17 protein-coding genes are annotated in these 24,541 nt (G+C 64.6%); 7 read left to right on the top strand and 10 right to left on the bottom strand.

From position 1 onward, the window contains the following. Positions 1-38: 38 nt before the first annotated feature. Positions 39-488, bottom strand: coding sequence for a hypothetical protein (locus tag FIV42_RS29860; RefSeq protein WP_141201242.1), 450 nt, complete (start codon positions 486-488; stop codon positions 39-41). 1,059 nt (positions 489-1,547) lie between these two features. Between FIV42_RS29860 and FIV42_RS29855 the strand changes: the two genes are divergently transcribed. The 3 genes from FIV42_RS29855 (at position 1,548) to FIV42_RS29845 (ending at position 5,015) form a co-directional block, all read left to right on the top strand. Next, positions 1,548-2,234 carry a hypothetical protein gene (locus tag FIV42_RS29855; RefSeq protein ID WP_141201241.1) on the top strand — a complete coding sequence of 229 codons (687 nt, stop codon included), beginning with the start codon at positions 1,548-1,550 and terminating at the stop codon, positions 2,232-2,234. A gap of 24 nt (positions 2,235-2,258) precedes the next feature. After that, entirely contained in the window at positions 2,259-3,680 is a 1,422-nt protein-coding gene (locus FIV42_RS29850) for a flotillin family protein (protein ID WP_141201240.1), read from the top strand. Between the two features lie 87 nt (positions 3,681-3,767). Then, the gene (locus FIV42_RS29845; RefSeq protein WP_141201239.1) at positions 3,768-5,015 is read left to right on the top strand and encodes a flotillin family protein; all 1,248 of its coding nucleotides are present in this window, start codon (positions 3,768-3,770) and stop codon (positions 5,013-5,015) included. A gap of 91 nt (positions 5,016-5,106) precedes the next feature. Here the strand turns inward: FIV42_RS29845 and FIV42_RS29840 are convergent, their stop codons facing one another. Further along, entirely contained in the window at positions 5,107-6,711 is a 1,605-nt protein-coding gene (locus FIV42_RS29840) for a HEAT repeat domain-containing protein (protein ID WP_168211039.1), read from the bottom strand. 204 nt (positions 6,712-6,915) lie between these two features. Here FIV42_RS29840 and FIV42_RS29835 point away from each other — a divergent pair, with 204 nt between their 5' ends. Continuing rightward, positions 6,916-11,745: a tetratricopeptide repeat protein gene (locus tag FIV42_RS29835; RefSeq protein ID WP_141201237.1), complete on the top strand. Its 4,830-nt coding sequence runs from the start codon at positions 6,916-6,918 to the stop codon at positions 11,743-11,745. Positions 11,746-11,790: 45 nt separating this feature from the next. After that, positions 11,791-12,375 (top strand): endonuclease dU, encoded by a 585-nt coding sequence (locus FIV42_RS29830; protein WP_141201236.1) that lies wholly within the window; start codon positions 11,791-11,793, stop codon positions 12,373-12,375. Positions 12,376-12,871: 496 nt separating this feature from the next. Here FIV42_RS29830 and FIV42_RS29825 read toward each other — a convergent pair whose 3' ends face one another. From FIV42_RS29825 to FIV42_RS29810, 4 genes are all read right to left on the bottom strand, one after another. After that, positions 12,872-13,216, bottom strand: a complete 345-nt coding sequence (locus FIV42_RS29825; protein WP_141201235.1) for a hypothetical protein — start codon at positions 13,214-13,216, stop codon at positions 12,872-12,874. A 193-nt stretch (positions 13,217-13,409) separates the two neighbouring features. Then, positions 13,410-13,943: an IS630 family transposase gene (locus tag FIV42_RS29820; protein WP_246099065.1), complete on the bottom strand. Its 534-nt coding sequence runs from the start codon at positions 13,941-13,943 to the stop codon at positions 13,410-13,412. Positions 13,944-13,954: 11 nt separating this feature from the next. Then, complete coding sequence (locus FIV42_RS29815) at positions 13,955-14,479, bottom strand: helix-turn-helix domain-containing protein (RefSeq protein ID WP_168210306.1); 525 nt, start codon at positions 14,477-14,479, stop codon at positions 13,955-13,957. 445 nt (positions 14,480-14,924) lie between these two features. Next, the gene (locus FIV42_RS29810; protein ID WP_141201234.1) at positions 14,925-15,677 is read right to left on the bottom strand and encodes a M90 family metallopeptidase; all 753 of its coding nucleotides are present in this window, start codon (positions 15,675-15,677) and stop codon (positions 14,925-14,927) included. A gap of 237 nt (positions 15,678-15,914) precedes the next feature. On the opposite strand from FIV42_RS29810, the gene FIV42_RS29805 reads away from it, so the two are divergent. After that, positions 15,915-16,442, top strand: a complete 528-nt coding sequence (locus FIV42_RS29805) for a tRNA (cytidine(34)-2'-O)-methyltransferase (RefSeq protein WP_141201233.1) — start codon at positions 15,915-15,917, stop codon at positions 16,440-16,442. A gap of 38 nt (positions 16,443-16,480) precedes the next feature. Then, on the top strand, positions 16,481-20,914 hold the full coding sequence (locus FIV42_RS29800; protein WP_141201232.1) for a serine/threonine-protein kinase: 4,434 nt from the start codon (positions 16,481-16,483) through the stop codon (positions 20,912-20,914). 127 nt (positions 20,915-21,041) lie between these two features. On the opposite strand, the gene FIV42_RS29795 is transcribed toward FIV42_RS29800, so the two are convergent. The 4 genes from FIV42_RS29795 to FIV42_RS29780 all read right to left on the bottom strand — a co-directional run bounded on the left by FIV42_RS29795 (position 21,042) and on the right by FIV42_RS29780 (position 24,423). After that, on the bottom strand, positions 21,042-21,530 hold the full coding sequence (locus FIV42_RS29795) for a hypothetical protein (RefSeq protein ID WP_141201231.1): 489 nt from the start codon (positions 21,528-21,530) through the stop codon (positions 21,042-21,044). Next, entirely contained in the window at positions 21,527-22,474 is a 948-nt protein-coding gene (locus tag FIV42_RS29790; RefSeq protein ID WP_222615345.1) for an RluA family pseudouridine synthase, read from the bottom strand. Before FIV42_RS29790 ends, FIV42_RS29795 begins: the two co-directional genes overlap by 4 nt. Then, positions 22,468-22,740 (bottom strand): hypothetical protein, encoded by a 273-nt coding sequence (locus FIV42_RS29785; RefSeq protein ID WP_141201230.1) that lies wholly within the window; start codon positions 22,738-22,740, stop codon positions 22,468-22,470. Before FIV42_RS29785 ends, FIV42_RS29790 begins: the two co-directional genes overlap by 7 nt. Positions 22,741-22,824: 84 nt before the next feature. Further along, positions 22,825-24,423, bottom strand: coding sequence for a helix-turn-helix domain-containing protein (locus FIV42_RS29780; RefSeq protein WP_141201229.1), 1,599 nt, complete (start codon positions 24,421-24,423; stop codon positions 22,825-22,827). Between the last annotated feature and the right edge of the window lie 118 nt (positions 24,424-24,541).

Genomic DNA, 24,541 nt, shown 5'->3' with positions numbered 1-24,541 from the left:
GTTCAAGAATTTCGAGTTTTTGAGGGGGCACCTTGGGGCTAAGTGCGGATATAACACCTAGCCCACACAGCGAGGGTTCCTGAATGGCGCAATTGCGGAACCCCTACACCGACTATGTCGAAGTAAGGCGATGAGATCTCTTTGGAAATGCCGCTCTCAGCCTGTTCGACTCGCAGCTCAATTCTTCCAAAGCGCTCGCGTAGCTTGGCGGCATCCCATTGTGCGGGTGGATACGGATCGAGCGGGAAGCACTCCGGGCCGTAGATAGAGATTCGGGCATTCTCACCAAGATAGAACGGGACTTCCCAGATGAATGTGCCGCCTTCCGAGTCCTCTACACTTACAAACCAGGCCGTCTCCCCCCGTCGCTCTTGCCCGAGTACTCCTCGCTCGACCTCGAATTTGTGCCATGTCGGGTTGTGGTCTGGGAATCGTAGGTAGAGATCGACGGGAGCATGCTCGTACACTGGCTCGTATTCAGCCGGCATGGTGCAGTCGTCGTTTCTGTCTGCGTCGTACGCCGCGACCAATTGCAAATAGACGTACGCAAGAAGCCGCGCCCGTTGGGGAGTTTCTAGGGCACTTCCACAAGAACGTCGAACCTCGGAGGACAATGTGGGCTGCCGCTCAGAATCCGGATGTACCACCACGCCGTTGTGTTGCGCTGAGGCGTCGACTCCATCATCCGACTCCTGAGTGCCGCGCGTTTCATTCGACTCGGAAACCTCCCATCCGTCGCGGGGGGGATCGTGGTTGATGCCCATGCAACTCAAACAAGATGCTAAGACCGGTAGTAGCAAGAGGCGCCTCATATCTTCCCCACGCTGGTGTTGCAGGTTTATTCGACTATTCGTTGGAGCCTACTCGAAGCTTCCAAGCATGAGCAAGCGGGGGGCACCGTCTGATGATCCCACAAATTGTTGCCGATAGACCCGGGAGGGCTTGTCCTTATCCTTACCCACATCTCGACCCAGCTCATTTCGCTCTTGGCTACCTGAAAAGCGTAGCCGCAGGCGAAGCGCCACCCGGCGCTGTCCGCCGGGTTTTTGTAGCCGGGTGTGACCGAAGGGAGCGCCCGGGGCGCCGCGGACATCCTCGACAAGTGGTTGCTTTTTGTCTTTTCCAATAACCGACCACTTTCGCAACGTGCATCCTCGAATGCCGAACGTGTGTCGAGCGTTGACCCTTCCCCCCACGTTCCCTCGACTTCGTCTCGGTCACATGCGGCTACAAAGACCCCTCTCCGCTACGCTACGAGGGGTGGCGCTCCGGCTTACGCCTCCGCTTATCCAAAAGACTTGAGATTTGTAGGTAAGAATGAGGGCGAGCCCGCAGGGGTCGTGTGCGGTGCGATTTGTATATGATGATTAGACGGTCACGTTCACGGGCCATCATCGACCCCATCGCCGTTTGGACTTACAACGAGTTAATCGACGGACGATGAACACATCCAGTAGGCGCAGGCACCTTGATTGCACCGGACGGGACGTAGTATCTATAAGTCCCGTTAAAAAGTCTCGGGACGACTTGGCGCTTCGGAGCATGCAATGTCCGCACTTTTCCTCACCTACATCTTCTGCTTGATCGTCGGTGGTGCGTTTGTGGCGCTGTCGGTGTTCGGCGGCCTCTTCGAGGCGGACGCCGATGTCGACGGGGACTTCGACGTCGATATGGACGCCGATTTTGATGCGGACTTCGACGGCGACTTCGACCTCGACGGTGACTTCGACGCCGATGGCGACTTCGACCTCGACGCCGACCACGGCCACGACAGTGAGATCGAGGTCAACGTCTCCAAGCGCTTCAATCCCTTCACGAGCTTCAAGTTCTGGACATTCGCGCTCGCCTTCTTCGGGTTGACGGGCGTGATTTTCGAGGGGCTCGGCCTGTGGGAGAGCGCGATGGGCGTGTTCGGCCTGTCGCTGGTCATGGGGCTGGTGTCGGGGCTGGGTGTCGCTTACGCGATGCACGTGGTCAACTCGGGCACCGGCGGCGAAGGCATCACCGAAGACGATTATCGCGGGGCGGCCGGCAAGGTCGTCCTCCCCCTGCGCGCGGGCAAGCGCGGCAAGATCCAGATGCATCTCAAAGACCGCACCATTGAAATGTTGGCCGAATCGGTCGACGATGAGGTCGTTCTGGATTTCAACGAGGAAGTTTTTGTTCTGGGTGTCAAAGACGGCATCGCAAAAGTGGTCCATCGGTCTGCGCTCGAAAAGAAGGGCGCCGAATAGGGTGGGGCAAACGAGGAATTAGTCATGGAATCACTCATCTTGGTCGTCGCTCTCGGGCTGGCGGTCGTCGTCGGACTCCTACTGCTCTTCGCAGTGGCCAAGTCCTTCCTGATCGTGGGACGTCCCAACGAGGTCGTCATCTTCTCGGGTGGTAATTACACCGCCTCGGACGGCTCCACGCGCGGCTGGCATCCGATGTTCGGCGGCCGGCGCTTTCGCTGGCCGATCATCGAGAAGGTCGAGCGCCTCGACCTGACGCTGATGTCGGTCAACGTGCATATCGAGGGCGCCTACTCGAAGGGCGGCATTCCCTTGAACGTCCACGCGATCGCCAACGTCAAGATCTCGAGCAACCCGCGGCTCATCGGAAACGCCATCGAGCGCTTCCTGGGCCGCGACCGCCGCGAGGTCTTGCGCGTCGCTCAGGAGACCCTCGAGGGTCACGTGCGCGGCGTCCTGGCGTCGATGACCCCTGAAGAGGTCAACGAAAACCGGCTCAAGTTCGCCGAGGGCCTCCAAGAGGAAGCCACCCCGGATTTCGAGAAGCTCGGTTTGCACCTCGATATCCTCAAGATCCAGAACGTCAGCGACGAGCGCGACTATCTCGACTCGATCGGCCGCAAACGTATCGCCGAGATCATCAAGGTCGCCGAGGTCGCCGAGTCGGACTCGATGAAGACCGCCGAGGAGGCCGAGGCCGCCGCTCAGGGTGAGGGCGAGGTCGCCCGTCGCAACGCGCAGGCGCAGATTCAAAAGGCGCAGAACGCCCTGCGTGAGCTTCAAGCACAGCTCGAGAAAGAGGCGAAGTCCGAAGAGGAGCGCGCCGAGGCGCGTGCCCTGGCCGCCCGCGCCGAGGCCGAGCAGGAGCTCCAGCAGGTGCGTACCGAGCTCGAGAAGATTCGTCTGCAGGCCGACGTCGTCATCCCCGCCGAGGCCGAGAAGGTCTCCCGTGAGCTCGAGGCTGCCGGTCAGGCCGCCGAGATCGCCGAGAAGGGCCGGGCGATGGCCGAAGTGCTGCGCATGATGACCGACGTGTGGACCGAGGCCGGCGACGACGCGATGGACGTCTTCATCATCCACCGCCTCGAGTCGATCATGGAGAAGGTCAGCGCTGCGGCCCGTCAGGTGTCGGTGCGCGAGGTCGCGCTTATCGACAGCGGCGACGGCAAGGCGCTTCCCAACTACGTCAGCTCGTTCCCCAGCATCGTCGGCAATATCTTCGGCGAGATGCGCGACACCGTCGGTCTGGACATCGGCGGCGCGCTCACCGGCAACAAGGAGGCTCGCGCCGCCTTGTCCGGCGAGTCCTCGTCTGGCGATTCGTCCGACGGAGCGAAGGAGCGGCGCAAGAGTCTGGAGAAGGCGGCTCGCAAGAACCTCGCGCAGAAGCGCAAGTCGCGCTCGCTCGAGGGGCTGTCGAAGCCCAGCGATTCGGATCAGGTGTAATACGATTTCACGGCCTCTGTCCCGTTCGGGGCAGGGCGGCCACCGTCGGCGGTCGAACCCGCCGGCATATACATCGGGAGAGACGGTATGTTTGGAGGAATCATTGGCATCATCATCGTTTTCGGCATCGCTGCCGGAGCCGGTGCAATTGCCGTGTCGAACCTTCTCGAGATTTGCGAGCCGAGCGAAGTGCTCGTCTTCAGCGGAAAGAAGTCCGGCAAGGGCTACGAGATCGTTCACTCGGGAAAGAAGCTTCGCATCCCGCTATTTCACAAGGTCGACCGCCTCGACGTGACCAACATGGTCATCGACTTGAACGTGTCGAACGCTTACTCGAAGGGCGGTATCCCCTTGAGCATCAAGGGCGTGGCGAACGTCAAAATCGCCAGCCACCAGCCGCTCATCAACAACGCCGTGGAGCGTTTTCTGGGGATGACCCGCGAGCAGATCTCGCGCGTGGCCAAGGAGACGCTCGAAGGTAACCTTCGCGGCGTGCTCGCCCGGCTGACCCCCGAGCAGGTCAACAACGACCGCCAGATGTTCGCCGAAGAGCTCTCCGAAGAGGCCGAGCACGACCTGTCGAAGCTGGGACTTTCGCTCGACACGCTCAAGATCCAGAGCGTGACCGACGACAAGGGCTACCTCGACAGCATCGGTCGCAAGCAGTCGGCCACGCTGATCATGAACAGCCGCATCGCCGAGGCCGAGAACCGCGCCGAAGCCGCGATTCGCGACGCCGACAACCAGCTCAAGAAGGCGACCGCCAAGATCAACGCCCAGAAGGACATCGCCAAGGCCGACGCCGAGCGTCGTATCCTCGACGCGAAGACGCGCGCCGAGGCGATGGTCGCCGAGGAGCAGTCGCGCATCGGCGCGGCCGTGGCCAAGGCCCAGGCGAGCCTCGACGTGCAGCGCGCGCGCCTCGAGCAGGTCAAACGCCAGCTCGCCGCCGACGTCATCCAGCCCGCGCAGGCCCGCAAGGCCGAGCTCGAGGCGGAGGCGAAGGGTAACGCCGCGAAGATTATCGAGGACGGTAAAGCGAACGTGGCCGCGCTGCAGGCGCTTCTGGACACATGGCGTGACGCCGGCGACGCTGCGCGCCCGATCTTCATGCTCCAGCAGTTCGACGCCATCATGGATTCGATGATGTCGACGATTCAGGACATCGACATCGACAAGATCACGGTCATCGACTCCAACCTCGACAAGCTCGACCGCCAGGGCTCGCTGCCGATGAAGGCGGCCAGCGGCTCCGAGCAGGTCAAGCAGACGCTCGGCCTCGACCTGCCACGCGTGCTGCAGGGCCTCGCAGCGATGAATACAAAGGAGAGCTGAGGTCGAAAATCACCACGGGGTGCACGGCGAACACGGAGAAATGCTCGAAAAAGTAGTCCCCCGTGTTCTCGGTGCCCCCTGTGGTGATTTTTTATTCTCGCGCGCGCTTAAACTGGACGTCGATGTGGGGTTGGCGATTTCTGAGGCGTCGAAGCGCGCTTTCAGCAGCCCGGCGGACCGTGGGCTCATTGGCCACGGCGAGCTGGGCTAGCTGTTTCTTGGCGTTGGGCCCGGAGGTCTCGAGGATGGCCGGGATGACCGCTTCGCTGACCAGGGCGGGGTCGTCGCGCATCAAACGCTCGAATTCACGGGACAGGTTGGGCGCGTCGCCCGGGGCGCCGCGGCGGATGACCTCGAGGGCGCGTCGGCGCACGCTCGGGTTGGCGTGGCGAAGCAGCGGCACCAACGAGGCGGCGTCGGCCGGGTGCCAGCGATCTTTTAGCTTGTAGCCATCTTTGGGCGTCAGCCGCATCAGCACCTCCAGGGCGGTGATGACGATGGGCTGTTGCTCGTGCGAGCGCCGAAGCGAGGCCAGGGCGGCCTGCTGGGCCTGGTGCGAGCGCGCGTCATTCGGCTGGAGCATCTTGCTCAGCGCGCGCAGCAGGTACGCCTCGGTGCGCACGAGATCCTCGTGCGGGTTGTGGCGCCGGTGGCCGTTGACCATCTGGATGCTTCCAAAGAGCGCGTCGGCCAGGTTGGCTGGCAGCTTGTCGGCGGCTTTCGAGAGGGCCTCGGAGGCGGTGGCCGCGGCGTTATAGTCGCCCGAGCGGGTCGCCTCGACGGCGCGTTGGGTCAGCTCGGGGTGGCCCGAGCGGGCGGCGGCGGCCAGCGCGGCCAGCTCGATGAACTTGTCGTCCCAGTCGAGCGCGCGTTTGATGGCGTTGAGCTCGGATGCCTCGGCGTCGCAGTCGAGGTGCTCGGCCAGAAGCCGCAGGCTGGCGGCGCGGTCGGCGTCGGAGCGGGTCAGCTGGAAGTGGCGCACGGCCACGCGCCGGGCGGCCGGGTCGTCGAGGCCTTGGAGCACCTGCAGGCCGACCATCGAGCGGTTTCCATCCTCGCGCACCAGTTGGCTGGCCAGCGCGAAGGCGTCGTCGTGCTCGCTGAGCAACTTGACGCAGTAGGTCAGCCGCGCTCCGGTGGCGCTGCGGATCTCGCGGAGCAACTCCTCGCCCGACAGCTTCTGGGCGTTCTTCGTCTGGCTCATCTCCAACTCGTCGAGGGTCTTTTGAGCGCGCTCGCGCACAAATTCGCTCGCGTCGTCGAGGGCCTCGCGCACATAAGGGGTGGCGGTCGCGTCGCCCAATTTGCCGAAGGCCTCGATGACGTAAGTGCGCACAAATGCATCGGGATCATCGCGCATGTCGACCAAGAAGTCGAATAGCTTGGTGGCGTGTCGGGGTTGGGCGATGCGCATGATCGACTGCATGGCCAGCCCGCGCGCGTTGCTCTCGGTGACGTTGTTGCGCTCGTCGAACACGTAGCGCATCAGCGGCAAGAGCGCGCGCTCGTCGCCGATGTCGGCGAGCACCTGCACCAGGCCGGTGCGCACCCGCGTGCTCACGCAGCGCAGGTTGGCGTTGATCACCTCGACTGCCTCGGGGCCCAGCGCCACCAGGCGATCTCGCACCTCGCGTTGGCGCACCGCGTCGGGGTGGTCGAGTTGGTCGATCAGGCGAGCTATTTCGGCGCGATCCATGGACACGTCGCAAGCCTCGGAAAGTGGTTCGGCTGTCGGGCGGAAGTGGTTCCTTGTTTTGAAACAGGGCTAACTGTGAAAATAATCACTGCCCGAATTCTTTCATCCCGTCGCACTTCTCTGGCTGGGGCCAGAGCCCCTGCTTGCAACCTCGGCCCCGCGCAGATACTCTCCATGCACTGAAGCTAATTGGCAGGGACGAGTATGTCTGACACGTCGGGAGAGGGCGGCCAGTTCGCCGCCTCAGAGACAACCAGTACCGACGAGATTTCCACCGCGATTGACGACGCAAAGCGCGCGTCGGCCGTCGGGGAGACGTCTGATCCGATCACCGAACCGGTCGGCGCGCAGCCGTCGGATAACGAGGACCTCGCCGACACCGACGTGCTGCCCACCTCGCGCGACGATGACGACGACACCGACGTCCTGCCTGCCGTACCCTCCAGCGATTCCACCACCGCTGAAAGACGCGTCACCGACAACCTCGCCAAGCCCCAGGGATGGGAGCCGCTCGACGAGTTGGAGCGAGCCCTCTCTACGGGCTACGGCTCCCAACACGTCGACGACGAGCAGACCCTCGAAATCGACTCGGTCTACGCACGCGCTCGTCTCCGCCGGGCGGCGCGACAGACGGGCGGGGCCGACGCGGCCGACGCGCTCGACCCGTTCGAGGTGACCGGGCTGCGAATTGCGGTCGACGGCGATGCCTCCAGCGAGGCTTTCGTCGACGAGAGTCCGTCGACTGGGCGCTTCGCCAGGCCTTCCCAGGGCGGATCGGCCCCAGACGACCGCGCCGAGGCGCTGCAGCCGCCTCGCGACTGGAGCGGCACGGTGTCGGTGGGCCTCGACGGTCACGACGGTGAGCTTCTTTTGCGCGCCCCGTGGGCTCAGTGGGTCGAGGAGCTTCGCCAGGAGACGAGCGCCGAGGGCGACGCCGAGCTGCGCTCGAGCTACATCTACCTTTTGGCCAACACGCTTCGACTCTTCGGCGGGCTGGGCCGCCAGGCCGCCGCGCGCCTCGAGGAGGCGGGGACGCAGACTTCGCAGCCCGTGCGCTCGTTGCTCGTCGACCTGGTCGTCAAGCATTGGGAAGAGCCCGACGAGCGCTTCTTCGACGCCCTCGAGCGCCTCGAGGCGTGGGATGCAAGAGAGGAGTTGGAGGCCGCCGGGGTGCGACGCGCCTCCATCGTGGCCGAGCGGCTGCTCGCCGGTGGGCTCGACGGCGAGGTCGAGCGGCGCCTGGAACAGCAGTTGTCGCCCCCCGAGACGCTCCCCGGGCTGGTGTTGCGCGGCATTCGCGCCCATCAGTCGGGCCACCGTGGGCGCGCCGCCCAGATCTGGCGGCAGGTCTCGCGCCACCTGCGCGACGAGCCGCGTGTGGTGCTCGTCGACGCCTCGGCGTTTTTCCTGCGCGGTACGCCCGGCTTTTTCGACTACGTGCAGCAGCGCCTCGACTCGGGGAGTCCCTCGCGCACCTTGCTCGTGATGATGCAGCGCGAGGCCGCCGCGGTCGGCGACCACCTGCGCGAGGCGGTCGCGCTTCGCCAGCTCGTGGCCGCCGACGTCGCGCTCGGCCGTCGGCTCAGGGCCGACAACGCCCCGCGTCGCGACCGCCTCAAAGACGTCGCCGCCGCGCGCTTCATGCGCCTGGCGACGCTGCTCAACGGTCTGGGCCGAGTGCGCAAGACCGACTCGACGCTGGCCAGCTTGGAGCCTCACAAAGTCGTGCGCGACGCCGTGGCGCTCGCGCCTCGCCGGCCGCTGTACCTGCGGCGTCTGGCACGCTGGTCGCGCGCCCGCGGCGACCTCAACAACTGCGCGAAATCCCTGGGAACACTCGCCTCCGCCTACGCCGACCGGCGCCTCAGGGCGCTGGCGAGCGCCGAGCTCGCCCGCACGATCCATATCGGCGGTGGACGCGCCGGTCTCGTCGACCAATACCTCGACGAGGCCCTCGCCGCCGACGCGAACTGTGCGCCGGCGAGGCTCGCCAAGGCGTACCGGCTGCTCGCCTGGAGAAAATACGACGACTTCGACGCGCTGGCGGCCTCGGGCGACGACTGGGCCATCGACCTCGATTTTCCCGACGACGAGCGCGCGCTCATCGCGAGCGAGCAGTGGGCCGAGCTCGCGCAACTGCTCGAGACGAAGCTCGAGTCGGCCGTCGAGCCCGACGATTGGCAGCGGTTGACCTTCCGCCTGGCGCATCTGCACGGCTGGTATCTGTCGCCGAACGGGGACAATCGCCTGCGCGCCGAGTTTCTCGAGCAGGTCCTCATCGCCAACCCGAGCCACATCCCGGCGCTGGTCGAGATCCTCGACGTGCGTCTGGCTCGCCGCGAATATTCGGAGGCCGCCGAGGTGACCGAGCGCCTCGTCGAGCTGGCGGTCGAGCCGGCCGACGAGGCCTCGTGGCTGACCGAGTTGGGTGTGCTCGTCGAGCATTATCTGGGCACGCCCGACTGGGCCTTCGACTGCTTCGAAGAGGCGCTTCGCGCCGAGCCGGACAACGTCGACGCCTTCTTCGGCCTGCTGCGAACCGACGTCGCCTCGAGCGAGAGCGCCGTCGACGGCATCGTCGAGCGCCTGCAGCGCGGCGTGGCCGTGCGCGAGGGCGAAGAGCTCGCCCTGGAGCTTCTGCTGCGCGTCGACGAGACGCCCGAGGCGACCCGGGCGCTGAGCGAGCGTTTCCCGGACCATCCGGTGTGGCTCTTCGTGCGCATGTGCCTCGCCGTCGAAGAGGGGGGCGCGGTCGACGAGATCAACGCCCTCGAGAGCCTGCGGCGCATGTGGGCCCACCCCGCTGTGCTGCCGCTGTTGGCCGTGTTCCGCCGGCGCTTTCGCGGCTCGACGCGCCCCTCGCGCGCCGAGTTGTACGAGCAGCTCGACGAGATCAAGTCGTCGCCGCTCGCCGAGGGCCGCCTGGTGCGCGCGCTGTACGAGGCGCGCTACCTCAACGACGTCGAGCTTCTGGGGATGCTCGCCGCCATCGGCTCGCGGCGCACCCCGGGTGTGGTCAGCCGCGCGACCGACCTGACGTGGATGGCGGTTACCTTGATGTGGCGGGGCCAAGAGAAGAAGGCGCTCCGCGTCTGCGAGCACGTGTTGGACCGGTTCCCCGACTTTTTGCCGGCCCTCAAGCTCGCCAAGCTCGCCAGCCGGCGGGTGGCCCGCTGGGCGGAGCTGGTGCGTTGGTGCGAGCGGGAGGCCGAGCGCACCGAGGTCGCCCAGGTGGCGTTCGAAAACCGCACCGCCGCCTCCGAGGTCCAGCGCAAGTATCTGGGCGACTTCGACGCGGCGTGTCAGCAATTCCGCACCGTCTTGGACGCCAACCCCGGTCATGCCGAGGCGTTCGACAAGCTCAAGCCGCTCTTGTTGCAGCGCGGCGAGGTCGGCGAGTTGCTCGCCCTCTACGAGCGTCGCCTCGCCCACACGCCGGAGGTCGAGCGCAAATGCGAGATGCTCAACGAGATGGCCGATATCGCGTTGCATCGCGGCAAGAATCCGCAGGCGGCCATGGAGTATTTCGAGCGCGCGCTCGAGCACAACCCGGGCCAGCTTCGCAGCCTGCGGATCTTGGCCGAGCTCTACCACGAAAACGACCAGATCGACGCGGCGCTGCGCTGCTACCGCCAGGCCGCCGAGTTGACCGACAACGACACGCTCAACGAGCGGTTGTGGGTGCATATCGGCCGGCTGCTCGAAGAAGACGGGCGCGGCTTCGAGGCGCTCGACGCCTACGAGTGCGCGCTCAGAAGCAACCCGTCGCAGACCGACATCATCTTGGACATCGCCCGGCTGGAGGCGGAGAACGGCGACCTGGAGACGGCGCTCATCCACCTGCAGCGCCTCGAGTCGACTGCGTCGAAACCCGAGGTTTTGCGCGAGGGGAGGGCGCGCAAGGCGCGCTACCTGGTCGAGCTCGGCCGCGACGAGCGCCAGGTGTTGTCGGCCTTCCGCGACCTGTTGCTGCACCATCCGGACGACGAGGCGTCGGTCGACGCGCTGTGCGAGTACATGGGCGAGCGCAACAACGCCTCGGAGCTCGACGAGTTCTTCCGGGCGCTCGCCCACCAGGCGTTCGAGGAGATGCAGGGCGGCCGGCCGTTTGCGCCGCACTTCGCCATCGCCCAGCGCTTGGGGCAGACCGACCGGGCGTTTTGCCTGGCGGCGGTCGCCAAGGCGCTCGGCTACAGCACCTCGGAGATGGAGGAGTTCTATGCGCACCAGTCGCAGACGCGACACTGGCCGAGCCGCGCGCTCCCCGGCGATGTGCTCGACGACCTGATACCGCGGCCCATCCTGTCGTCATTCCTCGCGCTCCTGCGCCAGAGTGAGCCGGTGATTCGGCGCGCGCTCGACGCCACGTTGGTCCGCCCGACGCTCGACGGCGCGACCACGCTTCGCGGCCCCGAACAAGCCGACCTGGAGCTGGCGACGCGCTGGCCCGGCCTCTACGGCCTGGAGCTGCACGAAGTGCTCGAGACCGCCGAGGTCGACGGGGGCAGCCTCGTGTGCGACGACGGCACCCTGCGCCTGATCGTCGACCGACGCTGGCGCAGCGTCGCCGACCCCACCGAGCTGCTCGTCCACCTGGGCAAGCAACTCGCCGGGTGGGCGATGGGCATCGGCGCCTGGCAGTACCTCGACACCCGCACACGCTTCATCGCCTTCGCCAAGCTCGTCAGCCACCTCGCCCCCGGCTGGGGCGGCGCGGCCGCCAGCCAGCCCCTCGACGGCCTCGACTGGCCCGTCGTCGAAGGCTGGCTCGCCGGCGTCGACACCGGCGAACTCGCCCAGCACGCCCAGGATCTCTCCGGCCGGCTGAGCACCCAGGCCGTCGAGCCCCAGTTCCGCATGGTCGAGCTCGCCCTGGAGCGCGCCGCCAGCCTGGTCCTCGACGACCCGTGTCGCTACTTTCCCCACACGAAGTACCTGGGCAGCGAGCACGGCATGCTCCAGCAGCCCTGGACCTTCGTATTCTCGAATACCGCCACCAAGATGCGACGCCGCGTTGGGGTCGCGCAGGGGTAACGGGTCGGAGAGTGGCGGCGGGGTCGAACCAAGAACCAAAAACCAATGAAACTCGAACGCGTCATCCAACGAAAACGCACCATTCGCGCCATCGGCTTCGACGACGCGCCGTTCGTGCGCGGAAGCGGCGGGCCGGTCTCGGTCGCCGGCGTGGTCTGCGCCGACACCAAATTCGAGGGGATGGTCTGGGGGGAGGTGCGCCAGGACGGCTGGGACGCCACCGACGTCATCTGCGAGCTGTTGGTCGACGGCAAATTCCTGCCGCAGCTCCACCTGCTCTTGTTGGACGGCATCGCGCTGGGCGGCTTCAACGTGGTCGACCTGCCCGAGTTGCATCGGCGCCTGGGGCTGCCGTGCGTGGCGGTGATGCGCGACTACCCCGACTTCGACGCCGTCGAAAACGCGCTCACCAAGCTCCCCGAACCCGAACGCCGCCTCGAGCTCATCGGGCGCGCCGGCCCCATCCACGAGGCCGACTCCATCTTCTTCCAAGTCCAGGGCGCCCAGCCCGACCCCGTGCGCCACGCGCTCGCCCGGCTCACCTACACCGGACACATCCCCGAACCCATCCGCATCGCCCACCTCATCGGCGCCGCCGTCAAGACCGGCGAGAGCGGGCGACGCGCCTGACCAGGACGCTCCGCACGCGATCTTCGAGCGTGTCCGAGAGGTCGTAAATGCCACACCGAGGCAGCCGCGAGGGTGTCCGAGAGGTCGGAAACGCCACGCAGAGGCAGTCGCGAGCGACGCGCGCCCTCGAAAATCGCACACAGAGGCATTTCAGAGCGTGCTCGAGGGGTCGGAAATGCCACGCAGAGGCTTTCGGGAGGATGCTCGAGGGGTCGGAAATGCCACGCAGAGGCTTTCCGGAGGATGCTCGAGGGGTCGGAAATGCCACGCAGAGGCTTTCCGGAGGGTGATCGAGGGGTCGGAACGCCGCTACGGGCAACACACGTCGGCTTCGCCTCCGTGCTCGCCCGCAGCTACTAGCTCCGTATCACCCACAAGGGGTTAGAGGTTGTAGGTCGAGCATTCCCGGTCACGATGAGCCGTTCGGAGTTGTCTCGCAGCGCGTGGAAGTGATTGGTGAGGACGTCGACTCAGGTGCCATAGTCGCCAAAGGAGTTCACGAGTCTTCAGGCAATGCATCCAAGCTTCGCCACGACAAGATGAACCAATCTATGACAACGCCTGCAACTGTTGCCAATGCGAACGCGGGAACCACGTCTAGGACGGCTAACCCGGGTATGCTCGAGCTGCCATCGGACAGCAGCAAGCCAATCAAGGCAACGGCACAGGGCATTAAACCGCGAAGTACCAAACTGCCAGCCGCTTTGCCGACCCCACCGCCTAAGTAGTGGTGAACAAGAGCCGGGCCCAGCAAGAATGCTGCTATCATGACGAAGCTGAAGGAGGGGAGCAAAGCGGCTGCCATGATCAACAAGATCAGTGCGGCAACGTCGGCCAGCATCACTTGCCACCCGTACCAGTCCTTCAGGGAAGTGGCCGGCGCTCGGGAGTCTGATGTCATAAGCGCAGTGGGTAAAGGTTGACCGAATGAGGCTAGGGCTTCGTGGCAACCCAACCGATTTCCAAACACCGTCGAATAGCCCGAGCCTAACGGATCCCCGGCCCACTGTTCAATCCTGAGGCTCCCAAAGAGGTTAAGTGCAAACACAGAAGTCTTGGTGCTTTGAGCCAATGATCGATAGCACCTTATGGCGCAGTCGATTACAGCGATCGAAAAAGTCATTGGTGGCATCGACAAGCGCGTCGATGGTTTCAAACAGTTCGCAGTGAGTCACTTCCCGGCGCCAGTGCCTCCACAGCATCTCGATCGGATTGAGCCATGGTGAGTAGGTCGGCAGATACAGCAGCTTGAGTCTACCATTGCTCTGGTCGACGACGTGATCGATTTCCTTTTTTGAGTGCATCGCAGCGTTGTCCCAGACGACGTAAACGGTCTTGTCGGGGTGCTTGGTAAGTAAGGCTTCGAGCAGCTCACATGCCTCGATGCGTCGTTTGCGCCTTCGCACCAGAACGATGCAGTCGCCGGTCTGCCAGTTGACCGCGCCGAGTCCGTAGCGTCGGGTGGTGATGCCAGGCGTCGGAATCATGACCTGTTGGCCGACGGGCGACCACATGGCTCGAAGCGTGGGCAGCCAGCTGATGTTGAATTCGTCTGCGTAGTAGAGCACCTCGTCGTCGCCTAAGTTTTCTCGGGTGGCTTCAATCTGCGCTTTTTTACGCGGTACAACGGATCGGGGCTTGTGATCTTGTGCTGTGGACGGCGCAAAACGATTCCATTGTCGGCGAGATGCCGGCGAATGGTCTCGCCACTGACCTCGATATCGAACTCTTCGGCCATGAACTCGGCAAGATGCTCGAGCGTCCAGGTCGAAACAGACTGGTCCAGGGCACGCGGGCGGTGGCGCACCACCTCGATGAGCCGCTCGACAAACTCCTCAGTTACTTTCGATGGAGCACCGGTTCGAGGCCGATCTGCAAACCCATCAATGCCTTCATCGAGATATCGAGCAATCCATCTACCCACGGTCTGCTGGCTCATGTTCACGAGGCGTGCAATTTCAGGGGCAGACAGGCCTTGCTCGCCAGCGAGCAACACTATTTGGGCTCGCGTTCGCTCCCTGGCGACCTTGGCGTGGTGATAGAACTCGTGCAACTCGTTGATTTGCTCTTTTGCGAGCTGGATATGTTTGGCAGGACGTCCCATGATTTCGTCTCCGGTCAAGGTGGGGCTCATTCCCCAGCAAGACCCGAATCTAGACACCGTTTCTGCCAAAAATTATGTGATTGCACTTAAGTAACTACACGAAGATTCTGTCGGTCATCTCGGCGGCTCTCGACGCCAATCACTGCGTCGCCATCCCTCGACGATGCCGCTGGCATCGCCTGCGGGCTGTCTCCTTGTGCTTGCCGCCGATTGCTCGCCGAGCTTTCCCGCACAATCTCCGTGCAGTTACTTAGAGGTTGTAGGTCGAGCATTCCCGGTCACGATGAGCCGTGCGGAGCCATTTGCTTAGCTTGGAATCAAGGCCGATCGAGCTGGGCTTCCCAACCACCGAGCCCCTTGTGGGCGTTAGTGGAATCTTTAGCTGCGGGCGAGCGAGGCGCTGCTGTTCGCGCCGAGCGTTGCCCGTAGTGACGGTCGCATATGCTCAATCCTCCCGAAAGATCGTCGGCTCCCGCCGTATCGGGTCGACCTTGTAGTACTTGCGCAGCTCCTCGTACAAATCGGGCGCGTCGCGCTTCAGGGTCTCGGGTTTCTCGAAGAAGAACTCGGTGGCCACGGCAAAAAACTCGGCCTCGTTGGTGGCGCCGTATTCGTCGATGATGTCGTAGCGGTCGGGGTTGTCTTGCAGGCGGTCGAAGTGGTCGGAGAGGACGTCGACCCAGGGGGCGTAGTCGCGGTAGGTGTGCAGCTTGGGGGTGCCGTCGAAGACGCCGTCGTTCAGGTCGAGCATGTGGGCGAACTCGTGCAGCGCGGTGTCCTGGCCGTCGTTGGGGATGGCGATGCCCTCTTTGACCGCGTCCCAGCTGAACACGACCGTGCCGAAGTCGTGGGCCATGCCGGCGGCGTGGAATTCGTCGTCGTGCGGGGGCTTGAAGCCCTTGGGGTACACGCCGATTTCTTTGACGCGGTCGTAGACCTCCACGGGCAGCTTGCGGGCCAGGCGCGCCGCCGAGGCGCTGATGACGAGCTTCATCTCGTCGGTCACCTCGAGCCCGTGGGTGCCGAACCAGTCCTTCTCCCACAAAAAGATCTTCAAGTGCCGGTAGAACAGCTCGCGCTCGTCGTCGGGCAGCTCCGCGATGAACGAGAAGTGGTCGTGCAGCAGCTCGTCCCAAGCCTCGGGCAGGGGGCGCTCGTAGAGCTTTTTGCGGCGATGGCTTTTGAAGATTTCGAACATGGTTCGACCCGTTTCGAGCAAAGAGACGTCTTAACTCTAAAATACGTACGCCTCGCCGCACTCAAATCCTTAGCTGTCTCCTAAAATAGGGGTGGTCAACCTCGCAAGGCAAACGTTTGGGTGGTTAGGTGCGCGCGATGACGGATGAATAACCATTCAGATTGCGTTATTCTGCCGTGAGGGCTAGTGGTCCTTGGAAACACAGCCAACTCACGGTACTTTGCACGCATAATTAAGATGTCGACGGAAGGTTTTGTTGTACGGGAGCCGCAGGATTGGTGGGGCACTGCCGAGGACGAGAGTCTGCACGTAGTGCTCTTCGAGCCACAGATACCGGGCAATACCGGTAATATCGGCCGGCTGTGCGCCGGGGCCGATGTGTGGCTGCACCTGGTCGAGCCGTTGGGTTACGAGCTCGACAACAAGCACCTGCGGCGCGCTGGTCTCGACTATTGGCCGCACGTCAAGCTTTGCGTGCACCCGAATTTCGAGGCGATCGAGCGCACGTTTCCGCGCGAGCGGATGTGGTTTTTCTCCAAGAAGGCCACGCAAAACTACGCCGACGTCAGCTACTCGCCGGGATCGGTGTTCGTGTTTGGGCGCGAGACCACCGGCTTGAGTGACGACATCATGCAGCGCTTCGACGATCGGCTCATTCGCATTCCGATCACCGACAAAGTGCGCAGCTTGAATCTTTCCAACGCGTGTGCCGTCGCAGTGTACGAGGCGCTCAGGCAGTTGGAGTGGGCGCCGTTGGGCAATTAGCCGGCGCCGGGCCCGGGACGCAGGACATTGGCGAGAACGTGAACTCCTATTTCGGCAAATACGAGCTGGTCGACAAGATCGGCACGGGGGGCATGGCCGAGGTGTACCTGGCGCGAAGCTATGGGGCCGAGGGGCTGCAAAAGACCCTCGTCATCAAGCGGATCTTGCCGGAGTACTCCGAGAGCGAGCGCTTTATCGAGATGTTCATCTCGGAGGCGAAGATCGCCGTGCACCTGAACCACCCGAATATCGTCCAGATCTACGATTTCGGTAAAGTCGACGACGACTTCTACCTGGCCATGGAGTACGTCGAGGGGTTCGACCTGGCCCAGATCCTGTCGGCGTGCAACCGCGCCTCGAGGCCCCTGTCGATCGGCGAGGCGGTCTATATTGCCATCGAGGTCGCCAAGGGGCTGCACTACGCCCACCAGCGCAAGGACGAGTACGGCGAGGACCTGTCGATCGTCCACCGCGACATCAGCCCGCAGAACCTGCTCATCTCGCGCGACGGCACCGTCAAGATCGTCGACTTCGGCATCGCCAAGGCGACGAGCGTGGCCGAGGAGAGCCCGCAGGTGGTCAAGGGCAAGTTCAGCTACATGAGCCCCGAGCAGGCCAGCGGCAAGGACGTCGACCACCGAAGCGACCTGTTCAGTCTGGGCGTGGTGTTGTTCGAGCTGGTGTGCGGCCGGCCGCTGTTCAAGCAGACGACCCAGGAGGAGACGCTCAGCCTGGTCAAGTCGGCGGTCGTCCCTGACATCTCGAGCCTGAACGCCGACGTGCCCCCGCAGCTCGAGCACCTGCTCTACAAGGTCCTGGCGCGCGACCCCGACGAGCGCTTCCAGTCGGCGCGCGAGCTGCAGGTCGAGCTCACGCGCGTGCTCTACGGCTTGGGCGACATCCACGACGCGATGACCCTGGCGAGCCACCTTCGCGAAGTCGAAAAGCACACCGACGACGCCGAGCTGGACAGCGCCGAGGACCGCTCGAATACCGCCATGACCGACGTGCTAACTTTAGGCGGGCCGACGACCGCCGGCGCGGGCACGCAGGTGATCAACGAGAAGACCCCGGTCACCGACGACACGCTCGTCGCCGACGGGCAGGGCGAGCCGAGCAAGGTCGAGCTTTTGGCGCGCGAGCGCAAAGAGGTCGTGGTCATCGCAGGCGAGGTCATCGGCTTGTTGGAGCTACGCTCGAGCACCTCCGACCAGTCGCGCTGGCTGCAGGTCTTGCAGGAGTACACCCGCATCGTCGACTCCATCGCGTTCAAAAACGAGGGCGTGGTCCACCGGGTCAACGAGAACGACTTTGTCATCGTGCTGGGCATCCCGGTGTCGAGCGAGAACGACGCCGAGCGCGCCGTGCGCGTGGCGATGGACCTGCACGAGGCGATCGCGGGCATGAGCTTCAGCCTCGACAGCCCGCTGCAACTGGCCATCGGCGCCGGGGTGGCCGAGGCGCTCATCGAGCGCGGCACGAACACGAGCCCCGGGGACTACCAGTGGGGCTTTTTCGGCTCCGCTCACGAGGTCGCGGTGCGTCTGGCGCAAGCGGCGATGGCCAAAGAGGTGTTGCTGGGCGGGCAGGTCTACCGTCGCGTGCGCCGCGAGTACGAGTGCGAGACGGTCGACGAGATTCGCTTCGAGGACGCCCAGGGCAACGAGCGCTCGCTCAGGCCGCACCGGCTGGTAGGCCGCAAGAGCCAGCGCGCCCAGCTCGACGAGTTGCGACGAAGCTACCGCGCGTTTCGTGGACGTGAGATTCCGCTGCGCGTGCTGCGCACGGCCTACCGCCAGACGCTGCTTCGCGGCCAGGCCGGCGCGATGCTCATCACCGGCGAGCAGGGCATCGGAAAGTCGACACTCGTCGAGGAGTTTTTGGCAGGGCTCGCCCCCAGAAACGTGCGCATCGTGCGGGCGATGATCACGCCCTTCGAGCGCGACGTGCCCCTGGGCGCGGTGGCCGACTTTCTGACCGAGGTGATGCGCCTGGGGCCCCGAGACGACCTGCGTCAGCTGCGCGACACGCTGCGCACCCGCGTCGAGGCGCTCTTTCCCGACGAGGATGCCGAGGAGCGCGAGCTTCTGCTGCACTCGCTCGGCTCGATTTTCAGCGTCAAATACCCCGGCAGTCGCTTTCGCGACCTCGACGGAGAGGAGCGCCGCGCGCGTAAATACCTGTCGATCTCGAAGGTGTTGCTTCGCTTTGCGGAGCGAAAGCCGATCGTGCTGGCCGTCGAGGACGCGCAAAACCTCGACGAGTCGACGCTCGAGTTCTCCACGCAGTTCTTCAACTCGCGGCGCGACGCGCCGGCGTTCATGGTCGCCACGGCCAACCCCTCGCGGGTGCCCGAGGGCGACAGCGCCTTCGAGGCGTTCGCCAACGCGCAGCACGTGACCGTCGAGCAACTCGGCGAGCTCAACCCCGACGAGGCGCGGGCGCTGGTGCGCGACCTGCTTCGGGTCCACGGCGTCTTCGACAAGCGTCTGGTCGACGAGGTGCTGCATCGCTCGGGCGGCAACCCGCTCTTCATCAAGGAGGTCGTCGAGGTCCTGCGCGACCGCGGGCTGCTCGACGATGCCGAGGAGCTGCAAAAGCTAGAGACGAGCGACGAGAGTCCGCAGTGGCTGCCCGCAAGCGTCGAGGGCCTCATCGGCGCGCGTATCGACCGGCTCGAGCTGCCGGTGAAGATCGTGTTGCAGAAGGTCTCGTTGTTGTGGACGCCATTTTCGGTGGCCGACGCCGAGCTCGTCCTGGGACGCAAGCCGGTCGAGGAGCTCGAGCAGCTCGTCGAGCTCGACCTGCTCGAGCGCACCGACAGCCACGAGCCGGCGCCCAACGACACCTACGACCCGTTGGCGATTCCCGACGCGCAGCGCCGCTATCGCTTCAGCAATGCGCTGACTCAGGAGGTCGCCTCGCGAAGCCTGCTCCCCGAAGAGGCGGAGTCGCTACACCTGCAAATCGCCGAGCACCTCGTGGCGAGCTCCGGCGAGCACGGCATCGCCGACAACGCGCTCATCGCCAAGCATTTCGACGGCGCCGGCGAGGCCGAGAAGGCCGTCGAGTACTACAAGATGGCTGCCGAAGAGGCGTTTCGCGACTTCGGCGCCGCCGAGTGCCTTCGGCTGTGCACCAAGGTGCTCGAGCGCGCCGACGAGGACAGCAAGAGCCGCTTCGAGGCGCTGTTGCTGCGCGAGCAGGCGCTTCACGAGCTCGGCCAGGTCGGCAATCGCCGCCGAACCTTGGCCGACCTGCACGAACTGGTCATGCGCATCGGCGAGCCCGACGAGCAGGTCGACGTGCTGCTGCGCGAGGCGAGGTTCCACTTCGACGAGGGCGACTTTGGCGCCGCCCGCGCCCACCTCGACGAGGCGCGCGCGGTGGCTCGCGAGCATGATTGTCCAATCGGTCTGGCCAAGAGCTGGCAGCTCGAGGTCATGTGCCTGATGAACGAGGGCAAGCGCGATCAAGCCTACGAGCTGCTCCAGAAGGCGATCGCGGTCTACGAGGACGAGGACGACGAGACGGCCGAGGGCCTGGCGACTTGCCACAACCTGCGCGGCATCATTTTGCGCCAGTCGGGCCGCCACCGCGAGGCGCTCGACGCCTACGAAGAAGCGCTCGAGCACGCCGAGCGCGGCGAAATCGGCAAGCAGACGCGTCTGCTCTTGATCAACACGGGCGTGGCGCTGGTCTACAACGGTCAGTTCACCGAAGCGCTGGAGCGCTACGAGCGTGCGCTCGAGCAGTGCCGCCGTCTTGGCCATCGCCGCGACGAGGCGAGCGTATTGATCAACCTGGGCCACGCCTACTACCTGCTCGGCGAAGTCGACCGGGCCATCTCGAAGATCCAGCGCGGCATCTATCTGGCGCGCAAAGCAGGGGTCAACGGCGTGATCGCCGACGGCCAGATTTCGCTGGGCCTGTGCTACCTGGACCAGGGCGAGCTGAAGGCCGCCGACCAAGCGCTGCACGAGGGCCTGCGCATCGCCGACTCCATCCCGAACGTCTACCTGAGCATCCACGCCACCCTCGCGCTCGCCGAGGTGCGCTTGGCCGCAGGCACCTCCGACGACGCCCGCGTGGCGCTGATGCAGGCCGAGGACGGCCTCGAGCGAAGCGAGGCCGCCGAGATGACCTGGGGCACCGCCTACGCCAATTCTCTGATGGCCCGCGCCTTGCGCATCCTCGGGCGTCGCGACGAGGCGATCGAGAAGTCCCAGGCGGCCGTCGACACGGTCGACGACGGCGAGATCTACTCGATGGACGCCATCCTGTACTTCCACACCCAGATCTTGCCCGACGAAGACGAATTCCAGGACGACAAAAAGCAGGCCATTGCCCGCGCCCGCGACTTCGTCGTCCACCGTCGCGACCGCATCGAAGACGACGAGCTTCGCGCCTCGTTCATGAACCGGGACATCAACCGCAGGATCATGAACGTGTCGAAGCTGTTGCTGAACTGATTCGCTGCGAGGGCTAAGAGCAATCACGGAGGACTTTTGTCTTTCGGTGCGAGTGCTTCCAGCGCTCGCCGACGAAGGCAAGATGCCCACGCACCGAACACTTCGCGAAAGTCTTCCGTGAATGCACTCAGGCATCAATCGTGTCGTTCAGGTCGAACTCCACCAATCGAATCACCAGTTTCTGCATGTCGACCAGCAGGATGCCGTCGACGTCGTAGGCGCAGCGGTACTCGAGAAGCTGCCGGCGCGTCGCTGCCGTCGTGATCTGGGGCGCCTCGGCGCCCATCTTTACCTCGGCGATATAACGCCGCCCAGCGCTCTCCACCAGGTGGTCGGCGCGAATCTCGATGTCGTGGGGCTCGCCGTCGATGGTCACCGTCCAATACGCCCTGACCTGTGAATCGAGCACCCGGTAGCCCTCTCGCTCCAATAGCTGCGCGGCGGCTTTCTCGCTGCGCGAGGCGGCCTTGCCGCGCCGTTGGGCGCGCCAGGAGCGAAAGCTTCGGCGCACGGCGCGGGCGATGACGATGAGGATGAGGATGGCGGCGAAGGCCGCCGACAGCAGCCAGCCCAAGTGGGCTTCGCTTATGCCGATGAGTTCAGCGATGGTGTTCAACGCCAGTCCTTACCGGCGCGCAGCGCCTCGAGGGCCTGGGCGAAGTCGTCGGGGTAGGGCGCTTCGCAGTGGACGTGGTGGCCTTCGGGGTGGTCGAAGCCGAGTTCGCGGGCGTGCAGCGCCTGGCGGTCGATGAGCTTGGTGCTCGAGGTGTTCTTGCCGCCGTAGACGTCGTCGCCCAACAGCGGGGCGTTCGCCTCGAAGAAGTGCATGCGAATTTGGTGGGTGCGGCCGGTCTCGAGCCAGCACTCGACCAGGCATACGCCCGAATCGTAGCGCTCTTTGACCTTGTAGTGGGTAATCGCGCGGCGCTTGGCCTCGATGCGTCCGGTGAACCGAAAGCGATTGTTCGGGTCGCGCTTGTGCCAGCTCTCGAAGGTGCCCTCGTCGTCGAGGCCCGGGCCGAAGACGAGCGCGTGGTACTTGCGCTCGATGGAGTGGTCGCGAAACTGGCGCGCCAAGAAGCGGTGCGCCTCGTCGCATTTGGTCACGGCGAGCGCGCCGCTGGTGTCTTTGTCGAGGCGGTGGACGATGCCGGGGCGAAGCTCGCCGCCGATGCCGGCCAGGTCGTCGAAGTGGTAGAGCAGGGCGTTGACCAGCGTGCCGTCGGGGTGGCCCGGAGCCGGGTGCACGACCATGCCTGCCGGTTTGTCGACCACGGCCAGGTAGCCGTCGTCGTACAGCAGGTCGATGGGGATGGGCTGCGCCTCGAGCGAGGGCTTCTTGGGCGGCTGGAACTCCCAACGGATCACGTCGTCTTCACGAAGCGAATAGCCCGCCTTGACGTGCTCACCGTTGACGGTGATCTCGCCGGCGTTCATCCGCTTCTTGACTTGGGAACGTGAAATGGGGGGATCGTCCTGGTCTGCCAGAAAGACATCCAGACGCATCCCCTCGTCGTCGGGTTCGACGATGAAGCTAAATGTGGTCGGTTCGCCTACCAAATCTCGCTATCGATGTGAGCGGTGTTGGCAAAGACGGTGTCGATGAACGCCTTCTCGAAGATATTCGTGTTCTCGACCAGGTCGGCGTCCACGTACGCTTCGAAGTGGCTGCGCGCCTCGCGGAGCACGTCGGCGAGCTCTTCGAAGAGGTTGTCGTTCTTGATGCCCCGCTCGATCTTCTTCTGAATGTCGGGGTAGATGGCGATATCCGAGGCGATGACGCGTGCGCGCCGAGCTGCCTTCTTGGGATCAGAAACTTTAGCCATGTCGTTTTATCGGTGGTTGGTTGAGTGACCGCTTGTGAGGATAGACCGGCAGCGTGGATTCATCAACTTGTTTTGAGTGATCGATCACCCTTCCTCCAAAAACCGAAAATACTCGTCGATGAGAGGCTGCGCCTCGACGTCGAAGATGCGCGCGATCTCGCGCAGGTAGCCGCGCAGGTAGACCGGGCGCGGCAGCACTTCGAGGTCGGCGTCCTCGATGGCGGCCAAGTATTTGATGCCGATGTGGGTGCGCAGGCTGAGCTCCTGGAGGCTCAAGTCGGCCTGTCGGCGCAGCGAGGCGACGATTTCGCCGGGGGAGTCGGTGCGGGCGCGGAGCTTGTCGAGTTGGGTCGGCGCCTCGTCGGCTTCGGCCTCTCGGCCTGCCTGTTTAGCCTCGTCGGCGACGTTGTCGGGCGCCGTCTCGTTGGTGGAGCCTTCGGAGGCGTCCGATTTAGCCTGGGGCGGCTCTCGTCGGGCGGCCTGCATGGGGAGCGGGGGCGTCTCGTTGCGACGGCGTCCTTGGGGCGCCTCGGATGCCTCGGCTGCAGGGCGACGACGCACAGCGTCGCGGCGCGCGGCCTGCACCTGATCGGGGCTGAACGTGTCGCTCGACATGGTCAGGACCTGTCGATACAGCGTCTCGAGCTCGTCGGCGATGCTCTTTCGGTCGGCGGGGTTGCTGAAGACCAGCGAGATGCTCTCCTCGCGACGGTAGCCCTCCCACAGACGCCGGCAGTGTTGGCGCACCTCGTTCTTGGCGGTTTCGGGGCTGATGCCGAGCTGCAGCGCCGGGTGAGTGTTCGACGAGCGCGGGACCGGGCGTGGGAAGCGCGCGTCGACCAGCGAGATGTCGAGCAGATTCTTGGCCAGCGTCTCGGTGTCTTTGGACAGCGCCTCGTCGCCGCGCCCCGGGCCGAGCCCGGTGGTGCGCCGATTGTAGAACCAGCGCCGATCTTCGTAGTCGACCGCGGCGAGCACGCGCGGAAAGATGTTCAGTTCCTGGTGCCAGGCGTGACACAACACGTAGCCCAGATCGCGCTCGGAGCCCTCACGCACCAGGTTGACCACCAGATACGTCTCGAAGCGCCGGCCGGTGTCGAGCACCACGTGGCGTGCTTCCTCGGAGTCGCGCGCGCTGTCGATCAGGCTGTCGAGGCTCATGTTGAGCGGCTGCTCGTAGAGCATCTCGAGCACGTCGTCACGCGCCTGAGGCGCCTGCGGGTGGTAGCCGATCGCCTGGTAGAAGGCCGAGCGCAGGTATTGGGTGGACATGCGCACCGAGGCGGGCTCGGGCGAGCAGACCACGATGGGGACGTCGCTCAGGGTGAACAGGCCGACGTCGAACGGGTCGAGGCCCGGCGAAAGATCGATGAGAATCCAGTCGAAGTCGAGCTCGTGCAACTGCGCCAGGATGGCGTCGGCGCCCAGGCGCGGGCGCACGAACGGAAAATGGCGAGCCGAGCCGATATTGGCCAACCAGATATTCTTGCTGCCGGTGGGCACGATAAAGTCGGCCACGTGCGATCCGTCTTCGCCGATCGGCGGGATCGGCTCGGAGCGGAAATCGAAGCGCGGCTCCTCCGCGTGCAGCAAGACATTGAGCGTCGGGCACGACCATGAGGCGTCCAGGCACAGCACGCGCTGATTCTGACGGGCAATCGAGCGCGCGACTTCCGCGCACATGGTGCTCCGTCCGGTGCCTCCCTTTCCTCCTCCGAAGGCCACGACTTTGGGTCGGTCCGAGTGCAGCTTTGGGCCGATACGATTCAAGGTTCCCTCTTAACTCTTCAAGCACTTGGCA

It is taken from the genome of Persicimonas caeni (assembly GCF_006517175.1).
In the GTDB taxonomy this organism is placed as follows: domain Bacteria; phylum Myxococcota_A; class Bradymonadia; order Bradymonadales; family Bradymonadaceae; genus Persicimonas; species Persicimonas caeni.
This window is presented reverse-complemented; position numbering and strand designations above follow the sequence as displayed.

What these genes read in the sequence shown, in the direction of transcription:
- FIV42_RS29860 (WP_141201242.1), bottom strand. Translation starts at nt 488, where the DNA reads ATGCCGGCTGAATACGAGCCAGTGTACGAGCATGCTCCCGTCGATCTC.
- FIV42_RS29855 (WP_141201241.1), top strand. Translation starts at nt 1,548, where the DNA reads ATGTCCGCACTTTTCCTCACCTACATCTTCTGCTTGATCGTCGGTGGT.
- FIV42_RS29810 (WP_141201234.1), bottom strand. Translation starts at nt 15,677, where the DNA reads ATGTTCGAAATCTTCAAAAGCCATCGCCGCAAAAAGCTCTACGAGCGC.
- FIV42_RS29780 (WP_141201229.1), bottom strand. Translation starts at nt 24,423, where the DNA reads ATGTGCGCGGAAGTCGCGCGCTCGATTGCCCGTCAGAATCAGCGCGTG.
- FIV42_RS29840 (WP_168211039.1), bottom strand. Translation starts at nt 6,711, where the DNA reads ATGGATCGCGCCGAAATAGCTCGCCTGATCGACCAACTCGACCACCCC.
- FIV42_RS29850 (WP_141201240.1), top strand. Translation starts at nt 2,259, where the DNA reads ATGGAATCACTCATCTTGGTCGTCGCTCTCGGGCTGGCGGTCGTCGTC.
- FIV42_RS29835 (WP_141201237.1), top strand. Translation starts at nt 6,916, where the DNA reads ATGTCTGACACGTCGGGAGAGGGCGGCCAGTTCGCCGCCTCAGAGACA.
- FIV42_RS29845 (WP_141201239.1), top strand. Translation starts at nt 3,768, where the DNA reads ATGTTTGGAGGAATCATTGGCATCATCATCGTTTTCGGCATCGCTGCC.
- FIV42_RS29785 (WP_141201230.1), bottom strand. Translation starts at nt 22,740, where the DNA reads ATGGCTAAAGTTTCTGATCCCAAGAAGGCAGCTCGGCGCGCACGCGTC.
- FIV42_RS29805 (WP_141201233.1), top strand. Translation starts at nt 15,915, where the DNA reads ATGTCGACGGAAGGTTTTGTTGTACGGGAGCCGCAGGATTGGTGGGGC.
- FIV42_RS29825 (WP_141201235.1), bottom strand. Translation starts at nt 13,216, where the DNA reads ATGCTGGCCGACGTTGCCGCACTGATCTTGTTGATCATGGCAGCCGCT.
- FIV42_RS29815 (WP_168210306.1), bottom strand. Translation starts at nt 14,479, where the DNA reads ATGGGACGTCCTGCCAAACATATCCAGCTCGCAAAAGAGCAAATCAAC.
- FIV42_RS29830 (WP_141201236.1), top strand. Translation starts at nt 11,791, where the DNA reads ATGAAACTCGAACGCGTCATCCAACGAAAACGCACCATTCGCGCCATC.